Annotated in this window: 18 protein-coding genes, 1 tRNA gene and 1 pseudogene; 13 read left to right on the top strand and 7 right to left on the bottom strand. The window is 55.2% G+C overall.

The annotated features are described in order from the left end of the window. The first annotated feature begins 2 nt into the window (after window positions 1-2). The 12 genes and pseudogenes from ACGLHT_RS16790 to ACGLHT_RS16735 all read left to right on the top strand — a co-directional run bounded on the left by ACGLHT_RS16790 (window position 3) and on the right by ACGLHT_RS16735 (window position 14851). Complete coding sequence (locus tag ACGLHT_RS16790; protein ID WP_274121225.1) at window positions 3-1175, top strand: hypothetical protein; 1173 nt, start codon at window positions 3-5, stop codon at window positions 1173-1175. Window positions 1176-1198: 23 nt separating this feature from the next. Next, a complete protein-coding gene (locus ACGLHT_RS16785; protein WP_274121224.1) occupies window positions 1199-2194 on the top strand; it encodes a hypothetical protein in 996 nt (331 codons plus the stop codon). A 265-nt stretch (window positions 2195-2459) separates the two neighbouring features. Continuing rightward, the gene (icmH, locus tag ACGLHT_RS16780; RefSeq protein ID WP_394519812.1) at window positions 2460-3335 is read left to right on the top strand and encodes a type IVB secretion system protein IcmH/DotU; all 876 of its coding nucleotides are present in this window, start codon (window positions 2460-2462) and stop codon (window positions 3333-3335) included. 141 nt (window positions 3336-3476) lie between these two features. Further along, complete coding sequence (locus tag ACGLHT_RS16775; protein ID WP_394519810.1) at window positions 3477-5462, top strand: type VI secretion system Vgr family protein; 1986 nt, start codon at window positions 3477-3479, stop codon at window positions 5460-5462. A gap of 48 nt (window positions 5463-5510) precedes the next feature. Continuing rightward, window positions 5511-5942 carry a DcrB-related protein gene (locus tag ACGLHT_RS16770; protein ID WP_025339904.1) on the top strand — a complete coding sequence of 144 codons (432 nt, stop codon included), beginning with the start codon at window positions 5511-5513 and terminating at the stop codon, window positions 5940-5942. A 52-nt stretch (window positions 5943-5994) separates the two neighbouring features. Next, the gene (locus ACGLHT_RS16765) at window positions 5995-10587 is read left to right on the top strand and encodes an RHS repeat-associated core domain-containing protein (RefSeq protein WP_274121179.1); all 4593 of its coding nucleotides are present in this window, start codon (window positions 5995-5997) and stop codon (window positions 10585-10587) included. Between the two features lie 9 nt (window positions 10588-10596). Then, window positions 10597-11124 carry a hypothetical protein gene (locus tag ACGLHT_RS16760; protein ID WP_274078697.1) on the top strand — a complete coding sequence of 176 codons (528 nt, stop codon included), beginning with the start codon at window positions 10597-10599 and terminating at the stop codon, window positions 11122-11124. 519 nt (window positions 11125-11643) lie between these two features. Further along, window positions 11644-12057, top strand: a complete 414-nt coding sequence (locus tag ACGLHT_RS16755) for an SMI1/KNR4 family protein (RefSeq protein WP_274078696.1) — start codon at window positions 11644-11646, stop codon at window positions 12055-12057. Window positions 12058-12527: 470 nt separating this feature from the next. Next, window positions 12528-13025 carry an Imm26 family immunity protein gene (locus ACGLHT_RS16750; RefSeq protein ID WP_274078695.1) on the top strand — a complete coding sequence of 166 codons (498 nt, stop codon included), beginning with the start codon at window positions 12528-12530 and terminating at the stop codon, window positions 13023-13025. Window positions 13026-13125: 100 nt separating this feature from the next. Further along, window positions 13126-13314, top strand: a pseudogene (locus tag ACGLHT_RS16745) (hypothetical protein); the annotation flags it as partial. Window positions 13315-13468: 154 nt separating this feature from the next. Beyond that, a complete protein-coding gene (locus tag ACGLHT_RS16740) occupies window positions 13469-14074 on the top strand; it encodes a hypothetical protein (RefSeq protein WP_274121178.1) in 606 nt (201 codons plus the stop codon). A 345-nt stretch (window positions 14075-14419) separates the two neighbouring features. Then, the gene (locus tag ACGLHT_RS16735) at window positions 14420-14851 is read left to right on the top strand and encodes a hypothetical protein (RefSeq protein ID WP_274121177.1); all 432 of its coding nucleotides are present in this window, start codon (window positions 14420-14422) and stop codon (window positions 14849-14851) included. A 439-nt stretch (window positions 14852-15290) separates the two neighbouring features. On the opposite strand, the gene ACGLHT_RS16730 is transcribed toward ACGLHT_RS16735, so the two are convergent. From ACGLHT_RS16730 to ACGLHT_RS16700, 7 genes are all read right to left on the bottom strand, one after another. Then, a tRNA-Gly gene (locus ACGLHT_RS16730) sits at window positions 15291-15366 on the bottom strand. Between the two features lie 64 nt (window positions 15367-15430). After that, a complete protein-coding gene (gene pgsA, locus ACGLHT_RS16725) occupies window positions 15431-15991 on the bottom strand; it encodes a CDP-diacylglycerol--glycerol-3-phosphate 3-phosphatidyltransferase (protein ID WP_025339908.1) in 561 nt (186 codons plus the stop codon). A 32-nt stretch (window positions 15992-16023) separates the two neighbouring features. Further along, window positions 16024-17847 carry an excinuclease ABC subunit UvrC gene (uvrC, locus tag ACGLHT_RS16720; RefSeq protein ID WP_013973365.1) on the bottom strand — a complete coding sequence of 608 codons (1824 nt, stop codon included), beginning with the start codon at window positions 17845-17847 and terminating at the stop codon, window positions 16024-16026. A gap of 6 nt (window positions 17848-17853) precedes the next feature. After that, entirely contained in the window at window positions 17854-18483 is a 630-nt protein-coding gene (uvrY, locus tag ACGLHT_RS16715; protein WP_274121176.1) for a UvrY/SirA/GacA family response regulator transcription factor, read from the bottom strand. A 63-nt stretch (window positions 18484-18546) separates the two neighbouring features. Then, a complete protein-coding gene (locus ACGLHT_RS16710; protein WP_025339909.1) occupies window positions 18547-18936 on the bottom strand; it encodes a helix-turn-helix domain-containing protein in 390 nt (129 codons plus the stop codon). Between the two features lie 117 nt (window positions 18937-19053). Beyond that, on the bottom strand, window positions 19054-19485 hold the full coding sequence (locus ACGLHT_RS16705; protein ID WP_025339910.1) for a GNAT family N-acetyltransferase: 432 nt from the start codon (window positions 19483-19485) through the stop codon (window positions 19054-19056). Window positions 19486-19669: 184 nt separating this feature from the next. Beyond that, window positions 19670-20056, bottom strand: coding sequence for a DUF488 domain-containing protein (locus ACGLHT_RS16700; protein WP_015271039.1), 387 nt, complete (start codon window positions 20054-20056; stop codon window positions 19670-19672). A 125-nt stretch (window positions 20057-20181) separates the two neighbouring features. Between ACGLHT_RS16700 and ACGLHT_RS16695 the strand changes: the two genes are divergently transcribed. Next, window positions 20182-21798 carry an inorganic phosphate transporter gene (locus tag ACGLHT_RS16695; RefSeq protein WP_137164429.1) on the top strand — a complete coding sequence of 539 codons (1617 nt, stop codon included), beginning with the start codon at window positions 20182-20184 and terminating at the stop codon, window positions 21796-21798. The last annotated feature ends 92 nt before the right edge of the window (window positions 21799-21890 follow it).

Below are 21890 nucleotides of genomic sequence, written 5' to 3'. Positions count from 1 at the left end.
TTATGGACGAGCCACTCAACATCGAAATAAGTAAATTTCAGAGGCCCATCAGCGCCACTAAGAGCATCGCCACTTACCAACAGGGTGATCTTGTCGTCGTACAAATGTGGCAAGGGCAAACTCGACTTTACCATGACGCCCTTACCTATGAGGAGTATTTAACATTCAAAGATAGCGTCCCTGAATATGGACTACCTAACTACCCACCACCCAAGGACTACAAAAATAAAGACATAGACGGGACAACCGCCAACGGTAACACGATAGGCCGTGTCGTCGGCGAAACTACGAAAGCGAAAATACCAGCTTCATCTTCCAACCCCCCACCGGAGGCTGAAACAGAAAAGGAAAGTTTGTGGAAAAAAGCCAGCCCGTGGGTGCATGGCACACTAGACGGACTCGGGTTCGTACCAGGCTTGGGTGCTATTCCTGACGGAATCAGCGCGTTCATTTATGTCTTGGAAGGGGACATTGAGAACGCGGGCCTTGCTGCTTTTGCCGCGATCCCGGTTTTCGGCGATGCAGCTAAAGGCGGTGTACTTGTGGGCAAGGCTGCAGGCAAAGTGAACAAATCTCTAAAAAACAGCCATGCCACTCCTCCAAAACCCTCCCCACCGACAGAGAGAAAGCCGAACAAGCCGAAGAACAACGGGGGAAAGTCTAAAGGCGAGAAAAGAAATTGCCGACTTCGCAGATACGGCAATGGAAATAATTGCCCATCTGGAAAAACAGGGCACCATATAGTAGCAGATCGTGCTTTTAGGCTCCCCAACAAAAATAAAACCCCAGGACCACGACTACCTGGCGGGCTCTCACATGCAAACGGCTACACTATCTGTGTCGACGGGGGAACCCCAACCAAGAAAGGTAGCAAAGCAAACGAACATGGTCTGATCCACGCTATTTATGACCCTGCTGAGAGGGAGTTAGGTAGAAGAGGCACACCTCAGGGAACAGCCACATTAGGTGAGCTAGAACTCATTGGCGTAATGGCAGCTTCAGCTATAACCGGGTGCAACCCTACAAGGATGCTTGCAGAACTACACGCATACCACGCCAGCATGGGATTGAGATCCAGCGATCGCTACCGCGCTTATAATAAAACAAATCTTCTAAACCCTGGCGACATTACAAAGCTCGGGTCCAACACTCAAAAAGGCTCAGGCGGCTTATAACTTGCCAACAAGAGGAAAGCAAATTGAACACCAGCAGCAAAATAACATTTGGGAGCGCATGCGCGATAAACGACGACATGTTATATGTCGCGTCCTTTGCGGACAAACTTGAGAACATAGATCACACAAGAGTGTTCGTTCTAAACCTCGGCCTGCCTGAAAAGTGGTTTTATCACGACATTAACCACAAAACAGTAATTTCGACTGCCCTAAGACCTCCGCACGCTGAAACCGTAAGAGCAGGATGCTCTCTCACAGCAGATGGTGAAATTGAAATATACAACTCCGACGGCATTGAAATTTTAGTAATCCCGAAAAGAAGCGAAGCGAAACTTACTTCACTCACCGTGATTGACAATATTTTTTTTGTTTGTGGCGAAGAAGGCCAAATATACCAACTAGACCAAAACCGCTGCACAGAAACCGGTTATCAGATAGCAAAAGAAACAACATCAACCTTAGCAAAGACACTTGAACTAGCTAGCTCAGACACTTCAAATAAAATTCAAGAGCTTGCTCGACAAGCTAGATCAATTACAACCTTGCAATGCATTGACGGTCTATCCAAAGAAGATGTCTACACCTGCGGAACCAACGGCACAATTTATCACTGGAACGGGGCCTCATGGACAAGTTGCAAAAGCGGCACTAAACAACATCTGCACAATATTCATTGCATTTCAGCTGATGATATCCTGATTTGCGGCCACAACGGAACAATTGTAAGAGGCAATTACAAACTGGGCTTCAAACGAATATCCACAGAAAAGACAGATACAAATTTTTGGTACATCAAGCAATTTAATGAACAAATCTACATTGGTACAACCACAGGCTTACTCACGCTAAAAAACAAGAAATTTGAAAAAGCCATACCCTCTACGCTACCAATCCCTCACCAATATAGCATAGAAAATTTAAGCTCAACCCAAAGCACTCTTTGGATAACAGCAGACAGATTCATATTGCGACTTCAAAAGGATCAATGGGAACTAATAGAACACCCAGACAACCTATAAGTTACAGAAAACACATACCAGAGCCTCGCCTTGAACTTATAAATGGCGAGCCTTGGCACTCCCGAGCAGGATCAACGGACAACCTCATGGACTTCGATCACATCAAGCCCTGCTTGACCTCTCGATTAAAAGAATAGTTACCTTGAAAATCAGTTCACCAACCCAGCTCAGGCCGCACAGACCTGCGTTTAATCGCTTCGGCATTCAAATGGCCGAGGCATCCCCAGGTTCTTTATCCCGCCCTGGGCCATCAGGAGCGAACATCATGACAAAATATAACAGCAGTGAAGAAGATGTCACAGAGAGCGTGGTGGCGTCGATTCAACGAGCCAAGAAGAAGGCAGAAGAAGCACAAGTTCGCGCCCATAAGGAGCCCAAACAGAGTGAGAGTGAGGAAGCCAGCACTGCAAAGGACGAATCTCCGGGATATACGTCAGACCCAGACTTTCAACTGCGTGGCGGCTACGACAACCTGATGCTGGATGCCGCCGCCCCTCTATTCGGCCTGGTAATACGCCTACGTACCCTAGATGCCTTGCCCAACATCAAGGACGTGCATCAGCAAGTGCGTAACCAGATCGAAAACGTGCGGGAAGAGATGCGCCAGCACGGCTACGAGCCCGCTCAGTTGCTGGCGTACTCATACGGTCTTTGCCTTTTCATCGATGAAGCTGTCATGGACAGGCCTTGGGGTAAAACCAGCTGCTGGAGCCAGGAACCCCTGCTCAGCATTTTCCACGACGAAACCTGGGGTGGAGAGAAAGTCTTCACCATACTGTCGCGCCTCATGCAGGAACCCAAACGTTATCAGGACGTGCTGGAGTTCATGTACTTCGCGCTGTGCCTTGGTTTGAAAGGCAAGTACGCCATCGCCCCGAAGGGCGAAGAATCCCTCAACGCACTGATACATCAACTCCACGGGATTATCCGAGAACTGCGCGGCCCGACACCGGAGACCGTTTGCGATCCCTACACCAACGTCGCCCCGCGCAACTTCCGCATGAACCGGCAATGGCCGTGGTGGAGTCCGCTGGTTATCTCCGCCCTCGCCATGGCGGTGGCCTACGGCATCTACAGCTACCGACTGCACCTCATTACCACCGAGGTGCTGGAGTCGCTGAACGGCATCTTGCAGCAGTAGCAGATCGGCGCATGTCGCCACGGATTTCAACGAATTAGCGAGGCGTTTGCTTCGTTGACAAGCCCATCGTTCCCGATGGCCACGCCACCCTGAGTGCACGTGCTTTATGGTGTCACCTCAGACGGCGGACAAGGATTGCTTATGCCTAGCCAATCTGATTTGCGTTTCAGCTTCCAGCCCTTAGTTGGAAAAGCTGAATTCGAAGTGGTGTCGTTCGAACTCCGAGAGGGGATCAGCATGCCCTTCGAGCTGGAGCTGAAACTCATCAGCTTCGAAAACGATATCGACTTCGGCCACCTGCTCGACAAGCCCGTACTTTTTACCATCTGGGACGGCGAACGCCCGGTGCGCTACGTGCACGGCCTGGTCAGCCGGTTCAGCCAGGCTGAAAGTGGCTTCTACCGCACCTACTATCACGCGCTGGTCGAGCCCCAGCTGGCCCGGGCCGACCTGCGCTCGAACTGGCGCATCTTCCAGCAGAAGACCGTTCCGCAAATTCTTGAGCTGATGCTCCAGCGCCAGGGCATCAACCAGTACGAACTGCGCGCCAGCATGGACCATCAGGTCCGCGAGTTCTGCGTTCAGGCCGGTGAGACGGACCTGGCGTTCATCACCCGCCTGGCTGCTGAAGAAGGCTTCGTCTACCGCTTTGCGCACAGTGAAAAGCTGCACAAGCTGATCATTACCGATCGGCTGCAATCATTCGGGTTGGTCAGCCATGGGACCATCAAGGCCGAGGATGACGACGAGGGTTTCTTTGATGCCGACGAGCCTGTAGACCCTGACAGCGTGCTGTACCAAGCCACCGGCGGTGGCGATCAAGCCATGCCGTGCCTTCGCCGCTTGCGCTACAGCGAACAGGTGCGCACCGCTCGCCAGGTACAGCGCGACTACACCTTTACCAACCCGGCCTACCGCCAGGAACACAGAGCTGCCGGGCCCTTCCTGGAGCATCAGTCCAAAGAGTACGAATTCTTCGATTACCCAGGCCGTTACAAACGCGATGCGGTAGGCAAGCCGTTCACCGAAAACCGCATCACTGCGTTGCGCCACGATGTGCGTATTGCCGAGGTTGAGGGTGACGATGTTCGCCTGCAACCGGGCCTGAGCTTCACCCTGACAGGTCACTCACGTGACGACCTCAACGCGCATTGGCGAGTGAACACGGTTACCCACAAAGGCAAACAATTCACCAGCCTGCAGGAAGAAGCCGCCGGCGCAGATGTAAGCACGCACTACCAGCAGACCGCCGTGCTGGTCCCCGGCCGGACCGAATGGCGCCCTGCCCCACTATCAAAACCACGCGTTGATGGCCCGCACATGGCTACTGTGGTCGGCCCGAAGGGAGAGGAAATCTATTGCGATGAGTGGGGCCGGGTGAAGGTCAGCTTTCCCTGGGACCGTGAAAGCCAGAACAACGAGTTCAGCTCCTGCTGGGTGCGCGTGTCGCAAGGCTGGGCCGGTGGCAGCTGGGGCGCGATGGCGATCCCGCGCATCGGCCAGGACGTGATCATCCAGTACGTCAACGGTGACCCCGACCAGCCGATGATTACCGGGCGCACCTATTGCGGCGATCAGCTCCCGCCCTACGACCTGCCCGACCACAAGACCCGCATGACCATCAAGAGCCAGACCCACAAGGGGGATGGTTTCAATGAATTGCGCTTTGAGGACGAACTGGGCAAGGAAGAGGTGTTCATCCATGCCCAGAAGGACCAGAACACCCAAGTCAACAACAACCAGTCTCTCACCGTCGGTGTTGATCGCACCCAGAGCATTGGCCAGGACGAGTCCGTTGCCATCGGCCGCAATCGCCTGCGCGTGGTGAAAGCCAACGACACCCTGAAAGTCGGCGGCGGCAAAAACGACCTCATCGCCGGCGACTACGAGATCGAAGCAGGCAACACCCTGCGCCTCAAGTGCGGCAAGACACTGATCGAGATGCAGGCCAACGGCACGCTCAATATCACCTGCGAGACCTTCAACCTCACCGGGCAACAGACCGGACAGATCAACACGCCCGCAGCGAAGCTCGACCTCAACCCTGAGGGCGGAGCGGCAGGTGCCGCAGCGGATGGACGCGATAGCAGTGCACTGAAAGCCGATGTGGATGGGCATTTCAAGTAGCTGCTTGCACTTGCCCGTACAAAAAAAACTCCTGAAAGGACTCCCACAATGACGGAATACCTGACTCACGACCTGATCCTCAATCTAGGCGAGGAAGCACCTGAAGACCTCACGCTCAACATGCTGCGCTTTCGTGCCCGGGACACCACGTTGGTAATGGCGCGCAGCCCTGTCGCCAATGACAAGACCCTGGACCAAGCTATCGATGACCAACTGCGGATGCTGCGAAAAAAGTCCGGGGCAATGACCATCACACCCACGAAGATCGCGCGTTTGGGGGGCGGTGAACACTCCGTCGAAGCCCGCGAAATGGCCATTGAATTCAAGGTAGGGGACAAGCCCAATTTCCAGCTCCAGGCCGCCTGCATGATCCCAGGTCAGCACCGGCTGCTGGTGATCAACTACAGCAAGCCAAGCCCTTTGAGCAGCGACGACATCGAGCACTGGCGCGCAATCAAACAACAGCTCCGGTTCACCTGACCCCTTCACCACCCAGGTCAACCTCATTCAGAACTTTTGGAGCTTGCAAGCCATGGCGCAGATCGTTCACGCCGCCCGCATGGGCGATGAAATACTGCATCCGTCCCTGATCGCCGAAATGGTCAGTGCAGTTGCAGAGGCCGTCATTTATGCCGCAGCCACCGCCGCCGTGGCTGCCGCTATCAGCCTGGCCGTTGTCGGTACTGTCGCGACGGGGGGCGCAGCTGGGATCGCCATCGCCGCCGTTGCGGGGGTGGCGGTCGGTGCGATGAGCACCCTTTCGGTCGGTGAAGACCAGACTGTCGGCGATGCCATCTCCCGCTTTTGCGACAGCCTTGGCAACAGCGTGGATGCACCCGACCCCTATGGAAAGATCGAAAGCGGGTCACACAACGTGTTCGTCAACAGCAAGCCCGCCGCTCGCGCGGCCGGTATCACAGGGCCGCCAGGAGAGGGAGCGGCCGATGCAGAGCAAGCAGAGCCTTCGATTCTGGAGAACGTGGGTTCCATGGCCATGGCGGCGGTGCCCTACCTGTTCCCGGTGGTGGGGCTGGGCATGGCGATACGCGACATCTTCAACCCGCCCGTCACTACACCAAAGGACCCTGGCGCGGAATCCAAAGAGCAGGACAAGATTTCATGCAGCCGCCACCCGCCTTTGCCCGAAAACCATATTGCGCAAGGGTCGGACAAGGTCTTCATCAACGGCCAGCCTGCAGCGCGATCGGGTGACAAGACCACCTGCGACGCCACGATCGATGTGAATGAGAAGGTATCGCCGAATGTACGCATTGGCGGCGGGACGGCGACGGTTCGGGATATTCGCAATGGCAAGAGCAAGGTTGCGATGTTTACCGGGATTATTGCGGGCATACTCATTTCACGACGTTTTGGGCGCATCAAAGGTTGTAAATTGGGCAACCCCGTTGCGGTCGCCACGGGTAGCAAGTTCCAGGACGGTCCAGAGGATGTTGATTTCAACTTACCTGGCTTGCTGGGAATCCAATGGGCTCGTAGTTACGACAGTAGAGACTTACGCACCGGCGGCCTGTTCGGAAAGGGCTGGAGTGTTCCTTATGAAGTTGAACTGGTCCGCGTCCCGCATCCTGAAGGCGGCGAGTTGTGGATTTACGTCGATGAAGAAGGCAATCGCCTGGAACTCGGGCGCCTGCGCGCCGGCGATGCCTTTGTCAGTGTTGTGGACGGCTTGGCTTTCTTCCAGTTGGAGGATGGCCAAACGGTTGTCGAGGACATTCATGAGGGGCGCTACAAGGTTTTTGATGTCGACCCGCACGAGCCCAGTCGTTCAAGACTCATCAGGCTGAGCGACCGCAATCTCAATTACATAGATGTGCTTTACGACAAACAAGGTCGCCTTCAAGCACTCTATGACAAGTACGGCCAGACGGTTGTCCAGCTTCACTATGATGCTGCGCATACAAGGCGCGTATGCAAGGTGTCGCGGCTCTTCCTGTCAAATAACGGTGAGCCCGCTATCGAGCGGAACGAGCTGCTGGTCAGCTACGGCTATACCGACAGTGGGCAGTTGCAAGAGGTTCTGGATGCAACGGGCCAGGTGGTGCGTAACTTCGGTTATACCGAAGAGGGCTATCTGAAGCGTCACCAACTGGCCAGCGGCGCCGTCCGCGAGTACGCATGGGCACGCTACACCATTCCTGAAAAACGTCCTACACCAAGACGGGCGGACGGAACACCCTATCGCCTGCCGCCTTTGCTTGAGCCGCAACCTGACCACGAATGGCGGGTGGTTCGCCACTGGGGTAGCGATGGGGAGGAGTACAAGTTCGAGTATAACCTCGAAGAAGGCGAAACCCTCGTAACAGACGGACTGGGACGTATAGACCACTATTTCTGGGGCCCGCTGTACGACGTTTACAAGCATGTCGATGCACTTGGGAACTGCTGGCAAGCAGAGATCGTCGCCGGCCAGTTGGTCAAACGAACTGATCCGCAGGGCGGCGAGTGGGGATACAGCTATGACGATATCGGGCGTCTGATCGAGACACGTGACCCGCTTGGGCGAAGCGAACGCATAAGCTATCTGCGCCACTGGGCCTTGCCCGTTCAGGTCACAGACGGAGCAGGACGTACCCGGCGCTACGGCTACGATGCTCATGGCAATTTGCTGTGGGAGCAGGACCCACTGGGCCGGAGCACGCAGTATCAATACAACCCGGAAGGTCGTGTTACCCGCGTCACCGATGCCCTCGAAAAGACCAAGCACCTGGGTTGGAACACCCGTGGCCAGTTGCTCAGCTATCGCGACTGCAGCAACAACCAGACGCTGTACCACTACGACTTGCATGGCCGCCTGAGCGAAAGCATCAATGCCCGGGGAGAGCAGACCCACTTCCGCTATGACGCTCGCGGCTATCTCATAGAAAGCGAACGACCCGATGGTCGTATCGACCGCTACGAAGTTGATACCGCCGGCCAGCTGACGCGCTACATCGATCCTGCGCAAAAGATCTTGCAGTTTCGCTATGACCGCAGCGGCCGCCTGGTCAAGCGCACCGATGCCATGGGGTACAGCGTGAAGTTTCGCTACGACGCCTATGGTCGCCTGCTGCAACTCACCAACGAGAATGAAGAGTCCTACACGTTTGGCTGGGACAAACTTGACCGCCTGGTGGCACAACAAGATCTGGATGGAAGTGGCCGGATATACGAGTACGACACACTCGACGGTGTCACCAGCCTAACCCATGTCCCCTCTTCATACGAACAGCCACCCCTCTCCGACAACGCCCCGCCGACACGGGCCACTTCGATTCGCCATGATTTCCAACGTGATGCCGTTGGCCGCCTGCTGAGCAAACGCACCGAGGATGGCATCACCGACTACAGCTACGACACCGCCGACAACCTGTTGTCCATCACGTTCACGGACAACCAGGGTGAGCAACAGCAGCTTGATTACACCTATGACGCGAACGGGCAGTTGCTCAGCGAAACCAACAGTGCCGGGCTGCTGCAATACCGCTATGACGAACTGGGCAATCTGCAGACGTTGACACTGCCTGACCAGCGACAACTGAACTACCTGCACTACGGCAGTGGGCACCTTCATCAGATCAACCTGAACGGCCGGGTCATCAGTGACTTCGAGCGCGATGCGGTGCACGACGAAGTATTGCGCACCCAGGGAAGCCTGATCACACGTACCCGCTATGACCAGAGCGGGCGACTGAGCAGCAAGGCCATTCACTATCGCGATGCTTCGGTTGAAGTGCTGCCGTTGCTGGAGAAGAGTTACCGCTATGACAACAGAGACAACCTGATTGCTGAGGTATTGACCCAGACCCAACGTAGTAGCTTTGGCGACATTGCAGCTGATGACATCGCGCATCTTGAGCAGATTATTGGCCATTTTCATCGTTCACCTAACACAGGCAAGAGCTACACCGGTAGCAACCGTTATGGCTACGACCCGAACGAGCAGCTACAGAGTACTCACCAGTCTCGCCCCAACTGGCGAGCGACACAGGTTGAGGATTTCAAGTACGACAAGGCTGGCAACCTATTCGACGGACCGAAGCTCCACGGCCTGATCAAGCACAACCGTGTGCTGGTCTATCAGGACAAGCGCTACCGCTATGACCGATTTGGGCGTATGTGTGAAAAACGAATCGGCAGCCATCTAGTGCAGCGCTTCGAGTATGACGCCGAGCAGCGGTTGGTATGCGTGGAGCAAGCGCGATACGGGGAGACCGAACGCATTGTGTTCGGCTACGACCCTCTGGGGCGGCGGATCAGCAAGGCGGTGTACAGGCACGGCGAAGCCGAGCCGGTACGCCATACGCTGTTTCACTGGCAGGGGTTGCGGTTACTGCAGGAGGTGCAAAGCGGGCTGCCCAGCCTTTTTGTCCATGCGAGTTTGTACGGCTATGGGCCGTTGGTACGCATAGACGGGAAACCGGGTCAGGAAGACATACAGTATTTCCACACCAACTTGGCCGAGTTGCCCGAGCAGTTGACGGATGAACAGGGCCATACACTCTGGCGCAGTGACTATCAGGGTTCGGGCGCCATACGGGATGAATGGCACAGTCCACGACAAGAGCGTGAGCAGAATCTGAGATACCAAGGGCAATACCTGGACCGAGAGACGGGGCTTCACTACAACACGTTTAGATTCTATGATCCGGATATAGGCAGGTTTACGCAGGTAGACCCCATAGGTTTGGCTGGCGGCATAAATCTTAATATATACGCCCCAAACACACTAACCCATATCGACCCGCTAGGGCTGGCCGTAGAGCAAATTCCATACGGAAGCGGATTAAGTCAAAATGTAATCAACCAAAGAGCTATCGACGGAAACCACACCGCAGCAAAGACAAATTATGCAGCCATCAGATACACTATTAACGACAAGGAGTACGTAGAAGTAATGAGAAATCACGGACCACTCCACTCAGAAGAAAGACTCATCTCAAAATACGCCAACAGGAAAGAGGTGAAAATTATTGAAATATACTCTGAAAGACGACCCTGTACCGGCTGCAATTCTCTTGTGAATCGCTACTCCGCTAAAAACACATACAGCTTCCAATACAGCAGCTCTGGCAGAAGCCTATTGCAGCAAGCCTTGAACAGCATAAAGAAAACCACTTGCCCGTAGGAGAAAAACATGGAGCTTCCTTTCGTGAAATTTCAAGCCCAATACACCAACATGGAAAATGGTGCAATTGATAATTCCGTCGTACTTTCCGACGTACGGAGCAAAGCCTGTCTATTGCCACCCTACAAAAACAACAAAACAGAGTTCTATAATACGCTATACCACATCCCAGCTCTGAATAAGCACTTTGCTTTCTTTGGGCACGACTTCACCGGATGTTTCTTTGTCAACAAAGAGGACTCATCCATCGGATACATGTTTGAAAGCGACGGACTTACCAACACTGTATATTGTAACTCCACAATAAATCTCTTCATAATCTTTCACAACCTATTTATAAACCTAATAACTAGAATAATTAGCATTGAAATATTAGATGCCGACAAGCAAATCGCCGCACTTGAAAAGCTTTATTCCGAGATAGACAGCAGAGCCATGGCTGATGAGAATAACTTTTGGGTCATGCGCCTCTATGAGTTATCAGAAGATTTTTTTCCGCTGGATGACTCGAGAATAAAGCTCTACCAATCACTATAGCAAGCACAACTAGCAATCTCACACACGGACAAGTTCGGGGACAAGGCACTACTTCATAGAGAACTTTTAAACACGAACGGGCAATCGGTGAACCAACACCCAACAACAGAGGCCACAAATACAATTCTTTCAGTCACTTCAGTGACCGATAAGCGGCTGCGTACTTCAAGCAGGCGTACAACCAAATAAAAGCTAGATCGCCCACTAACCCTGCCAGTCCATACACAAAAACAGGACCATGCCCTTGAAAACAACAATAAACTCACTTTGGATCAAGAAGCCCAGGACCCTACTAAATCACATAAAACCAACAGACATATCTTGTTCCACCAAAGATTACAAGAATTGAATATGAAAAGACCGGCAACCTGCTTGACGGACCGAAGCTCAAGGGCCTGTTCAAACATAACCGCGTACTGGTCTATCAGGACAAGCGCTACCGCTAGACCGATTTGGGCGACTGTGCGAAAAAAGGATTGGAAGTAACTGGGTAGCCAGATTTTCTAAAGAAGCAAAACCGTGCCCGCAAAATTAATAGAAAGTGAACAACCCATATCCACAAGCGACTTTCTTGAATTCACAAAATCAATAAATGCACACCCAACAAGTGAATTCATGAATTTTTATCTGACCAATAACGGCGGATTCATTGATGATAAACAACACACCGAATCCGAGCTTCTAATAAATAGCTTTTTATCAATAAAATATGGTGAATCCACGATAGAAAACGTCTACAAACAACTAGTCAAAAGCACCCCTTCGCTAGCCGGACTCATACCATTTGCCTATGACGACTGCGGCAACCTATTCCTACTATCAACAAACAGCGACGATAATGGCTGCATTTACCTATGGTTACCAAGCGAGAGCGAGAAACTCCCAATTTCTGACACATTCAATAGTTTTCTTCACATTCTCAGCTCTACATGAAGGGGCCACCATGAATAACAAAATTTAATAATTCGAAACATTCTATCTACAGGCATTTGTGCAAACACATGTAGGATACCTGGGGCGATATGACGACGAACTTCAAACAGAAGGCTGTTTTCCTACAGTTTATTTGAAGCCTGGAGTTCACCGCTATCGAGATCCATATGTACGACGTTTACAAGCATGTCGATGCACTTGGGAACTGCTGGCAAGCAGAGGTCGTCGCCGGCTAGTTGGTCAAACGAACTGATCGACAGGGTATCGGGCGTCTGATCGAGACACGTGACCCGCTTGGGCAAAGCGAACGCATAAGCTATCTGCGCCACTGGGCTTTCCTTTGACCTCGGCAGAACCGATGACAGGGCATTGTATTTCGGTAGATATTACAGAGAGGCCAGCACCGGATGAACTTGACATACACCCAGCATCAATTAAGCCAACAAGAACAGAAAAATTGGAGCTTACCCTTGAAAGAACTAAAAACCTGGAAGTGGGAAGATAAAGAGAGAACAATGCTGAGAAAAATCTCTCCTGGAAATATATTTTGCCTCACCAAAGACAACAGCAACTATCATTTCGGTAAAATCTTGTCAAAAATGATTGTCGGGCACGCAGTCGAAATATTAAATATCACTAAAGACAGCCCATCAATCACCCAGCAAGAACTTGAACAATCAGCCTTAGCAGGCCGACCGCTGCTGCTAGATAGTTACGCTTTATTCGACAAGAAAATTGACAAAAGTGGCGACTGGAGAATAATTGGCCATCAAGACATATCATCAACAGAACCCTATCGAAACTACTATTTCCTGTACGGAACACACAACAACTGGAAAAAAGTCAACATCCTCAATGAGGAAGTTGAAATATCAAATACAGAAGCCCTAACGCTCCCCTTGCTTAAAGCTCTTAGCAATCATAGATTCTGGGAAACAATAAACGAAGAACTAAAGCTAAACTGGTAAACCATAATTTCACCTGCATAAGTGTACGCAACCGGACTTTTCGACCAATGAGATGTCCATGCAGTTCGTGCACGAAAAATACCATGGACCTCATCGTCACATCGGAGGAGCACACGAGGCTACCGTGGTCGGCACGAAGGGAGAAGAAATCTATTGCGATGAGTGGGGCCGGGTGAAGGTCAGCTTTCCCTGAGACCGTGAAAGCCAGAACAACGAGTTCAGCTCCTGCTGGGTGCGTGTGTCGCAAGGCTGGGCCGGTGGCAGCTGGGGCGACGGATCAGCAAAGCGGTGTACAAGCCAGGCGAAGCCGAGCCGATATACCGGACGCTGTTTCACTGGCAGGGATTGCGCTTGCTGCAGAAAGTGCAGAGCGGGCTGCCCAGCCTGTATGTATACGAGCCCATTGAACTTAGAGAGGGCAAATCATAATAAGGTAATCAATAATGGCCAACAAAACACCAACACTCCTAATATTTATGACGAAAGCCGATGAACTTAGCTTCTCCAAAGAACTGCTATCTCAACTTCCCGAGATAACATTTATCGAGACGGAAAAATGGGAGGAGCGATCACCCAAAACAATGCCCACGTTAAATGAGTGCCACAATGACAGCCCACAGCACTCCATATGGAACAAACTAATACTACCAGAGCACATATACAGCAAAAATTATATATTCCCCAACGAGGATAGAAACTCCTACTTCGGGGCGACGGTCGGCCCTGGTCTCATCCAGTACATCAGACCCAACATAGCAGACTACGATCCCACCTGCCTTCGAAATGGAAGACTATCTGCTTCATACGACCCCAAGAAAGACCCGGCAACCGATTTGTTTGTAAAAACAGTATTTAAGATAGCTAGGAAGGGAGCGATGCAAATTTTTTCAATTGACCGCAAAAGCGGCAACATTTCCGAAAAACCAGAAAATAATTTCCTTGCATGGCCAGACGCTGCTAGTTATTACAGCGGACAAAATGGAAAGTACCTCACGAATAACGCCTTTGCATATTTCGTAGCAAGTAAAAAGCAACCCGATATCAAATGACCCTAACGAGTTCAGGAAAAGCATCTCATGACGACAACAGTTGTCACCTCAAAGCAGCGCCAAGGGCATGTACTCACCAGTAAATATGTTCAGAGTGCGCCTAGGCCTTGCCCCAAGAATTCGAGTCAGAGAGTTTCATTTCAAAACCCAAGAGGAAAGAACTAGAAACGTTTCGATCGAGCTAAACCACCGCCACTGACCTCAACGCGACGGCAAACACATTCACACCCCATACAACCTTGAAAAAGTAACAGCTTGGAAGCATGCAGCCAAAGATCCCTACAGACACCCAGGGAGTGAGTTAATTGAGGTATTGCAAGATCTAAGAATTACAAAGGATTTTAAATGAAACTTCCCGAACTTATGCAGTCCGACACCTACACAACCTTCCTTGACGACTTAGACAAGCACATCCCTGAGAAAATAGATAGAAGTTCAAAAGTCCACAAACCCATTATAAATCTAATGGAAAAATGGATGCAACATGCCTCGCTTTCTTGCGAAGATTTGCTGCACACCATATCAAACCACCAAAAACATTTAATTGCTTACATTATAAAAAAACAAGCCACCTACAGAGAGCCAAATGGAGGCAGAGACAATATAATCAATCACGCCCCCAAGGTAAATTTCCCAATCGGCCACACTATTGAATACTACATGATATCGAAGAGAAAAATCGAACCACCAGAATACATAATAAAGATCCGAATACCCTACCCCAGACAATACGCAAGGGAAATTGAAAGAATATTCACTGAAACCAAGCCCTCATGACCAAAGTTGCTGTACCGGGAAAATTCTAACAAATTTCCCCGAGCTGCAATAAGCAACTTCTTGACGCAGCAAAGTCGATTTTCAGGCATCGATCGCCTCCAAACCAGGGCTTTGCCCTAGTTCGTGGATGCTGCAGGCGCCCCCCCACCTTCAGCCGGTAGCTGCTAGGGCTTGATGAAGAGCTCGGAGACCACACCCCACACCTCGTCCGAGTATTCGTAACGCTTAGCCATCACAGAATGCCTTTCCGTCGATGCCGGGGAATTCTGCAAAGTTTCAGCGTTCGGGGCGGTGATTGGGTTATTTGGGATTTCGTACAAAGCCTGGAAAGGCCCGAATGCCCACGGATCCTGATGGATCTGACTGAAACGAAAAAAGACGCCGAAGCGTCTTTTTTCAATGATTTACAGACTCCCATGGAACCCTGTAAATCTATATTTGGAGCGGGAAACGAGACTCGAACTCGCGACCCCGACCTTGGCAAGGTCGTGCTCTACCAACTGAGCTATTCCCGCGTCGTGATGGGTGCCATTCTAGCGATTTCTAAAACAGCGTCAACCCCTTGATTCAAAAAAACTTTTATTTCTGCTCAGAGCCTTCGCGCAGGTGCGGCCAGGCGGCCAGCAGGTAGTGCACCATCGACCACAGGGTCAGCCCCGCCGCCACCAGCAGCAGCGCGTAACCGAGGATTACCCAGAAGGTCACCGCTGGCGGGTTGCCCAGCAGGATCACCAGCGCCAGCATCTGTGCCGCGGTTTTCCACTTGCCGAGGTTGGACACCGCCACATGCGCCCGCGCGCCCAGCTCGGCCATCCACTCGCGCAGCGCCGAAACCACGATCTCGCGGCCGATGATCACCGCGGCCGGCAGGGTCAGCCAGAAGTTGGCGTGGGTCTGCACCAGCAGCACCAGGGCCACCGCCACCATCAGCTTGTCGGCCACAGGGTCGAGGAAGGCACCGAACGGCGTGCTCTGCTGCAGGCGGCGCGCCAGGTAGCCGTCCAGCCAGTCGGTGGCGGCGGCAACGGCGAACACGCTGCTGGCGGCCATGTAGCTCCAGTGATAGGGCACATAGAACAGCAGGATGAAGATCGGGATGAGCAGGACGCGTAGAACGGTGAGCAGGTTTGGAATATTCATCGGTACGACTGGCCGCAAGTTGAGCCCGCATTCTACTCGCTATGCAGGCTGGCATAAATCGACTCGGCAAGCTTTTTACTGATGCCGGGTGCTTTGGCGATTTCATCGACACTGGCGCGGTTGAGCTCCTGCAGGCCGCCGAAATGTTTCAGCAGGTCGCGCCGGCGCTTGGGCCCTACCCCGGCCACATCCTCCAGGCTGGACACCCGGCGGGCCTTACCGCGGCGGGCGCGGTGGCCGGTGATGGCGAAACGGTGGGCCTCGTCGCGGATCTGCTGGATCAGGTGCAAGGCCGGTGAGTCGCCCTTGAGGGTGAACTCATGGTGCACGTCGTTCAGGTACAGGGTTTCGAAACCGGCCTTGCGCGTCACGCCCTTGGCCACGCCAAGCAGGGTCAAGTCGCTGAAGCCCAGCTCCTGCATCACGTCACGGGCCATGTTCAGCTGGCCTTTGCCGCCGTCCACCAGCAGCACGTCGGGCAGCTTGCCCTCGCCATCCTTGATGCGACCGTAACGGCGGGTCAGGGCCTGGTGCATGGCGGCGTAGTCGTCACCAGCGGTGACGCCTTCGATGTTGAAGCGGCGGTAGTCGGACTTGAGCGGGCCTTCGGGGCCGAACACCACGCAGCTGGCCACGGTGGCTTCGCCGCTGGAATGGCTGATGTCGTAACACTCCAGGCGCTGCGGCACCTCGTCCAGGCCCAGCACCTCGGCCAGGGCCTCGAAACGTGCGGCCATGTGCTGGCGGTTGGCCAGGCGGGCATTGAGCGCCTGCTCGGCGTTGGTCACCGCCAGCTGCTGCCAGCGGGCGCGGGTACCGCGTACCCGGTGGCTGATGGTCAGCTCGCGACCGCGCAAGGTCTGCAGGGCTTCGCTGATGGCGGCGAAGTCTTCGTGCACCACGTTGACGATCAGTTCACCCGGCAATTCGCGCTCGGCATTGCCCAGGTAGTACTGGGAAAGGAACGCGGCCATCACTTCGGCCACCTCCTCCTCGATGCCCACCTGCGGGAAGAAATTCTTGCTGCCCAGCACCCGCCCGCCGCGCACGCTGATCAGGTGTACGCAGGCGCCACCAGGGTTGACGAAGGCGGCGATAACGTCGACGTCGCCGCTGCCGCCTTCGATGTACTGCTGGTCCTGAACGCGCCGCAGCAAGGCGATCTGGTCGCGCAATTCGGCGGCCTTCTCGAAATTGAGGGCCATGGCGGCCTTCTCCATCTCGGCATTGAGCTCGTTGCCCAGTTGCTGGCTACGCCCTTCGAGGAACATCACCGAGTGGCGCACGTCCTCGGCATATTCCTCAGCGGTCACCAGGCCCGTGCAGGGCCCTTTGCAGCGTTTGATCTGGTACTGCAGGCATGGCCGGGTGCGGTTGGCGTAGTAGCTGTCTTCGCACTGGCGCACCGAAAAGGCCTTTTGCAGCAGGCTGAGGCTTTCGCGAATGGCGCCGGCGCTGGGGTACGGGCCAAAGTAGCGGCCCTTGGCCTTCTTCGCCCCACGGTGAATGCCCAGCCGCGGGAACTCGCCGTCGGAAAGGAACACGTAGGGGTAGGATTTGTCATCGCGCAGCAGGATGTTGTACGGCGGCCGCCACTCCTTGATCAGGTTCTGCTCCAGCAGCAGCGCCTCGGTTTCGTTGGCGGTGATGGTGGTTTCGACCTGGGCGATGCGGGCCACCAGCGCGGCGGTCTTGGGCGCCAGGCCGGTCTTGCGGAAATAGCTGGCCAGGCGCTTCTTGAGGTTCTTGGCCTTGCCCACGTAAAGCAGCCGGGCTTCGCCGTCGAACATCCGGTAGACGCCCGGGCGACCACTGCAGGTAGCCAGGAATGCGCTGGCATCGAAAACTTGGGACATGAGGTTTTACAGGCTTGCGTCGACCATACCGTGGCGAACGGCCAGCAAGGTCAGTTCGACGTCGCTGGTGACCGAGAGTTTTTCAAAGATCCGATAACGGTAAGTATTGACGGTCTTGGGCGAGAGGCACAACTTGTCGGAGATGATCTGCACTTTCTGGCAGCCGACGATCATCAGGGCAATCTGGATTTCCCGTTCCGACAAGGCATCGAACGGCGAGCCCTGTGGCTGGAATGGCTTCAGCGCCATCTGCTGGGCAATCTGGGGGCTGATGTAGCGCTGGCCGGCGAAGGCCAGGCGGATGGCCTGGACCATTTCGTCAAGGCCGGCGCCCTTGGTCAGGTAGCCAGCAGCGCCGGCCTGCAGCAGGCGCGTGGGGAACGGGTCTTCCTCGCACACGGTCACGGCAACCACCTTGATGTCCGGGTGGCTGCGCAGCAGCTTGCGGGTGGCCTCCAGGCCGCCGATGCCGGGCATTTTCACGTCCATCAGCACCACATCCGGCTTCAGTTCACGGGCCAGCCTGAGCGCCGACTCGCCCTCACCCACCACCTGCAGGCCATCGATGTCGGCCAGCATGCGTGTAATACCGGTTCGTACCAGATCGTGATCGTCGACCACTAAGACCCTAATCAAGCACACACCTCGTCAGCAGGGCGATTGGATCCCGCCACCTTAACAAAATTTTTCACGGCGGACCTAACGCATTCCTTCTGTAAGAAACACCTGACGTTCAACCGTAAGCGGCCTCACTGTCTGCCGGGATTTGTCGTTGTTGGTCAAACGCCGCAACAAGTGCCAGAGTGCCGCCTGATCGTCGCACGACAACTGCCGGAAAGCCCCCAGCAAACCGGACTCATCGGCGCTCAGCCCCTCGAGCGGTGCCGGGGTGCGGATACCGCTGAGCACATAGAGTGCATCCACGCCCCGGGTTGCCAATGCCGCCAGGTAATCGACCCGCGGCGAGCGTTCACCACTCTCGTATTTACCCTGGGCATTGGGTTCGACCCCGCCGATATCGCCAAACACGCGCTGGGTCATCCCCAGACGCTCACGCTCTTCCCGCAGCCGCGGACCGATTCCATTCATGGGGGGCTCCTTATCCCTGATCACACTCATGTACGTCCTACCCACCTGCAGGCGGCCGTGAACGCCTGGGTTCACTATGCCGATGCTCACCAGTCGCGACAAGCCATCATTGAGCTATTAGTCGATCGTGCGCTGCATGCGCACAAAGCATTCGTCCTCACCCATTTCGACGAAGCCGTGGCGCTGGTAGAGCACGCGCGCCGGGTTGCTGCGAAACACCATCAGCCGCAGCAGCGGCAGGTGCCGCTGGCGGGCCCACAGTGCCAACTGCTCCAGCACCCAGCTGCCGACCCCACGCCCACGGTGTTCGGGTAGCAGGTGCAACTCGCGGATGAACAGCGCCTGGCGGTCCTGGCTGAGGCTGCAGAAGCCGAGTACCGCGTCGCCTTCGGTCACCAGCCACTGCTCGCGCCAGCCCCAGGCTTCGTCGAAGGCTTCCTCTAGCCACAGCAGGTCGTATTCGCGGTAGTACGGCAGCATGGCGCGGCGCGTGAGGTCGCGGGCGAAGGTGCGGTGGGAGTCGTTGGCGGGGGTCAGTTGTAGAGGCATGGGTTCTCTGGTCTGGCAGCTCTTGCACTGTCGTTTGTAGGAGCGGCCTTGTGTCGCGAAAGGGGTGCGAAGCGCCCCCAGGGTCTTCGCATTCCTGCAAAATTGCTGGGGCCGCTTTGCGGCCCTTTCGCGACACAAGGCCGCTCCTACAGGGGTCAGCACAGTCCCGATAAATCATTATCGCTCATTGGGCGTAGCACACGGGCGAACTGCCGGGCCCACGGCGATCCAGTTCGTCCTCCAGCCATTCAGCCAACACCCGGGCATTGTTGTGCTCGGTATCCTTGCCCGCATAAAGCAATGTCAGCGTGCCCTTTCCGGCCAGGTCCAGCAGCGGGTACCAGTGCTCGGGGTGGGCTGCCAGCTCCTGCTGGTAACGCTGGGTGAAGCCGGCGAAATCCACTTCACCCTGGTGAAACGCCTTGCGCAACTCATCCGAGGGTGCAACTTCGCGCAACCACTGCCCGTGCAGGTCTTCCTTGCGCTTGTTACGCGGCCAAAGGCGATCGACCAGCACGCGCTGACCGTCGTCTTGCTCAACCGCATCGTAGACACGCTTGCAGCGAATCATGGGTTTCTCCTGCTACTACCGTCCGTCTTGAGCCTAGATAAATCATTGATCGAGGTCACGGCCGGGTTACGAATTGTTTCTATGCTCAAGGCCTTCGGCACCCTTGCCCCCCGACCGGAGCCACCATGGCAACCCCTTCACTGGCCAGCCTGCCGCAACTGGCCCAACGCGATGCCCGCCCGCAACTTGCCCACAAGCCCGGGCGAGCCACCCTGGTGTTGTTCTTCGGCCTGCTGCTGGCCGGTATCGCCTACACCGCCTGGAGCCTGAAGCAGGATGTGACGGCCAGCGGCACGGTAATCACCACGGTCACGCCATTCCTGCTGCTGGGCCTGGCGTTGCTGATTGCCCTGGGCTTCGAGTTCGTCAATGGCTTCCATGACACCGCCAACGCAGTGGCCACCGTCATCTACACCCACTCGTTGCCTGCCCCCGTCGCCGTGGTCTGGTCCGGGCTGTGCAACTTCCTCGGGGTGTTGCTTTCCAGCGGCGCGGTGGCGTTCGGCATCATCGCCCTGCTGCCGGTAGAGCTGATTCTGCAGGTCGGCTCCTCGGCCGGCTTCGCCATGGTCTTCGCCCTGCTGCTGGCGGCGATCATCTGGAACCTCGGCACCTGGTGGCTGGGCCTGCCGGCCTCATCCTCGCACACCCTGATCGGTTCGATCATCGGCGTAGGCGTGGCCAATGCGCTGATGCACGGGCGCGACGGTACCAGCGGCGTGGACTGGGCCCAGGCCAGCAAGGTCGGTTATGCCCTGCTGTTCTCGCCACTGATCGGCTTTGCCTGTGCTGCCCTGTTGCTGCTGGCACTGCGCGCGCTGGTCAAGCGCAAGGCGCTGTACCAGGCGCCGGAAGGCCAGACACCACCACCGTGGTGGATTCGCGGCGTACTGATCCTGACCTGCACCGGGGTGTCCTTTGCCCACGGCTCCAACGACGGCCAGAAAGGCATGGGCCTGATCATGCTGATTCTGGTTGGCACCCTGCCGATGGCTTACGCATTGAACAAGACCATGCCCAATGAACAGGCCATGCAGTTTTCCGCGGTCGCCGAGGTAACCCGCCAGGCACTGGTGCGCGGCGCCCCACAAGCGGCACCGGCCGACCCACGCCAGGTGCTGACCACGTTCATTGCCGAGCCCAGGGCCAACCCGCAACTGATACCGGCGCTGGCGGCACTGACCGGCATGATCGGCGAAGAGGTCAAAGGTTATGGCTCGCTCAAGCGGGTACCGGCCGAAGCCATGGCCAACGTGCGCAACGACATGTACCTGACCAGCGAAGCCATCCGCCTGATCGAGAAGAACCAGCTGGTGGTGTTCGATGCAGGCACGCGCCGCCAGGTGCTGCTGTTCAAGACCCAGCTGGACGACGCCACCCGCTACATCCCGCTGTGGGTGAAAGTGGCCGTGGCCATCGCACTGGGGCTGGGCACCATGGTCGGCTGGCGGCGCATCGTGGTGACGGTAGGCGAGAAGATCGGCAAGACCCATCTCAGCTATGCCCAGGGGGCTTCGGCCGAAGTGGTGGCAATGTGCACCATTGGTGCGGCGGACATGTTCGGATTGCCGGTGTCGACCACCCACGTGCTGAGTTCCGGGGTGGCCGGGACCATGGTGGCCAACGGGTCGGGGATACAGAAGCGCACGCTGGTCAACCTGCTGATGGCCTGGGTGCTGACCTTGCCGGCAGCGATGCTGTTGGCCGGCAGCCTGTACTGGCTGCTGCACCACATCTTCTGAAAAGCTGGGATACGCCCCTTGTAATCGATGGACTCGCCCCCGCCGAGGCATCACAGTGCCACGGTGGCGTTCTAAGAAGCCAACGGCAGCGA

The organism is Pseudomonas sp. PsB, from assembly GCF_043658375.1.
Lineage (GTDB): Bacteria > Pseudomonadota > Gammaproteobacteria > Pseudomonadales > Pseudomonadaceae > Aquipseudomonas > Aquipseudomonas putida_Z.
Note: the sequence above shows the minus strand (reverse complement) of the source record. Positions and strands in the feature narration are given on the sequence as shown.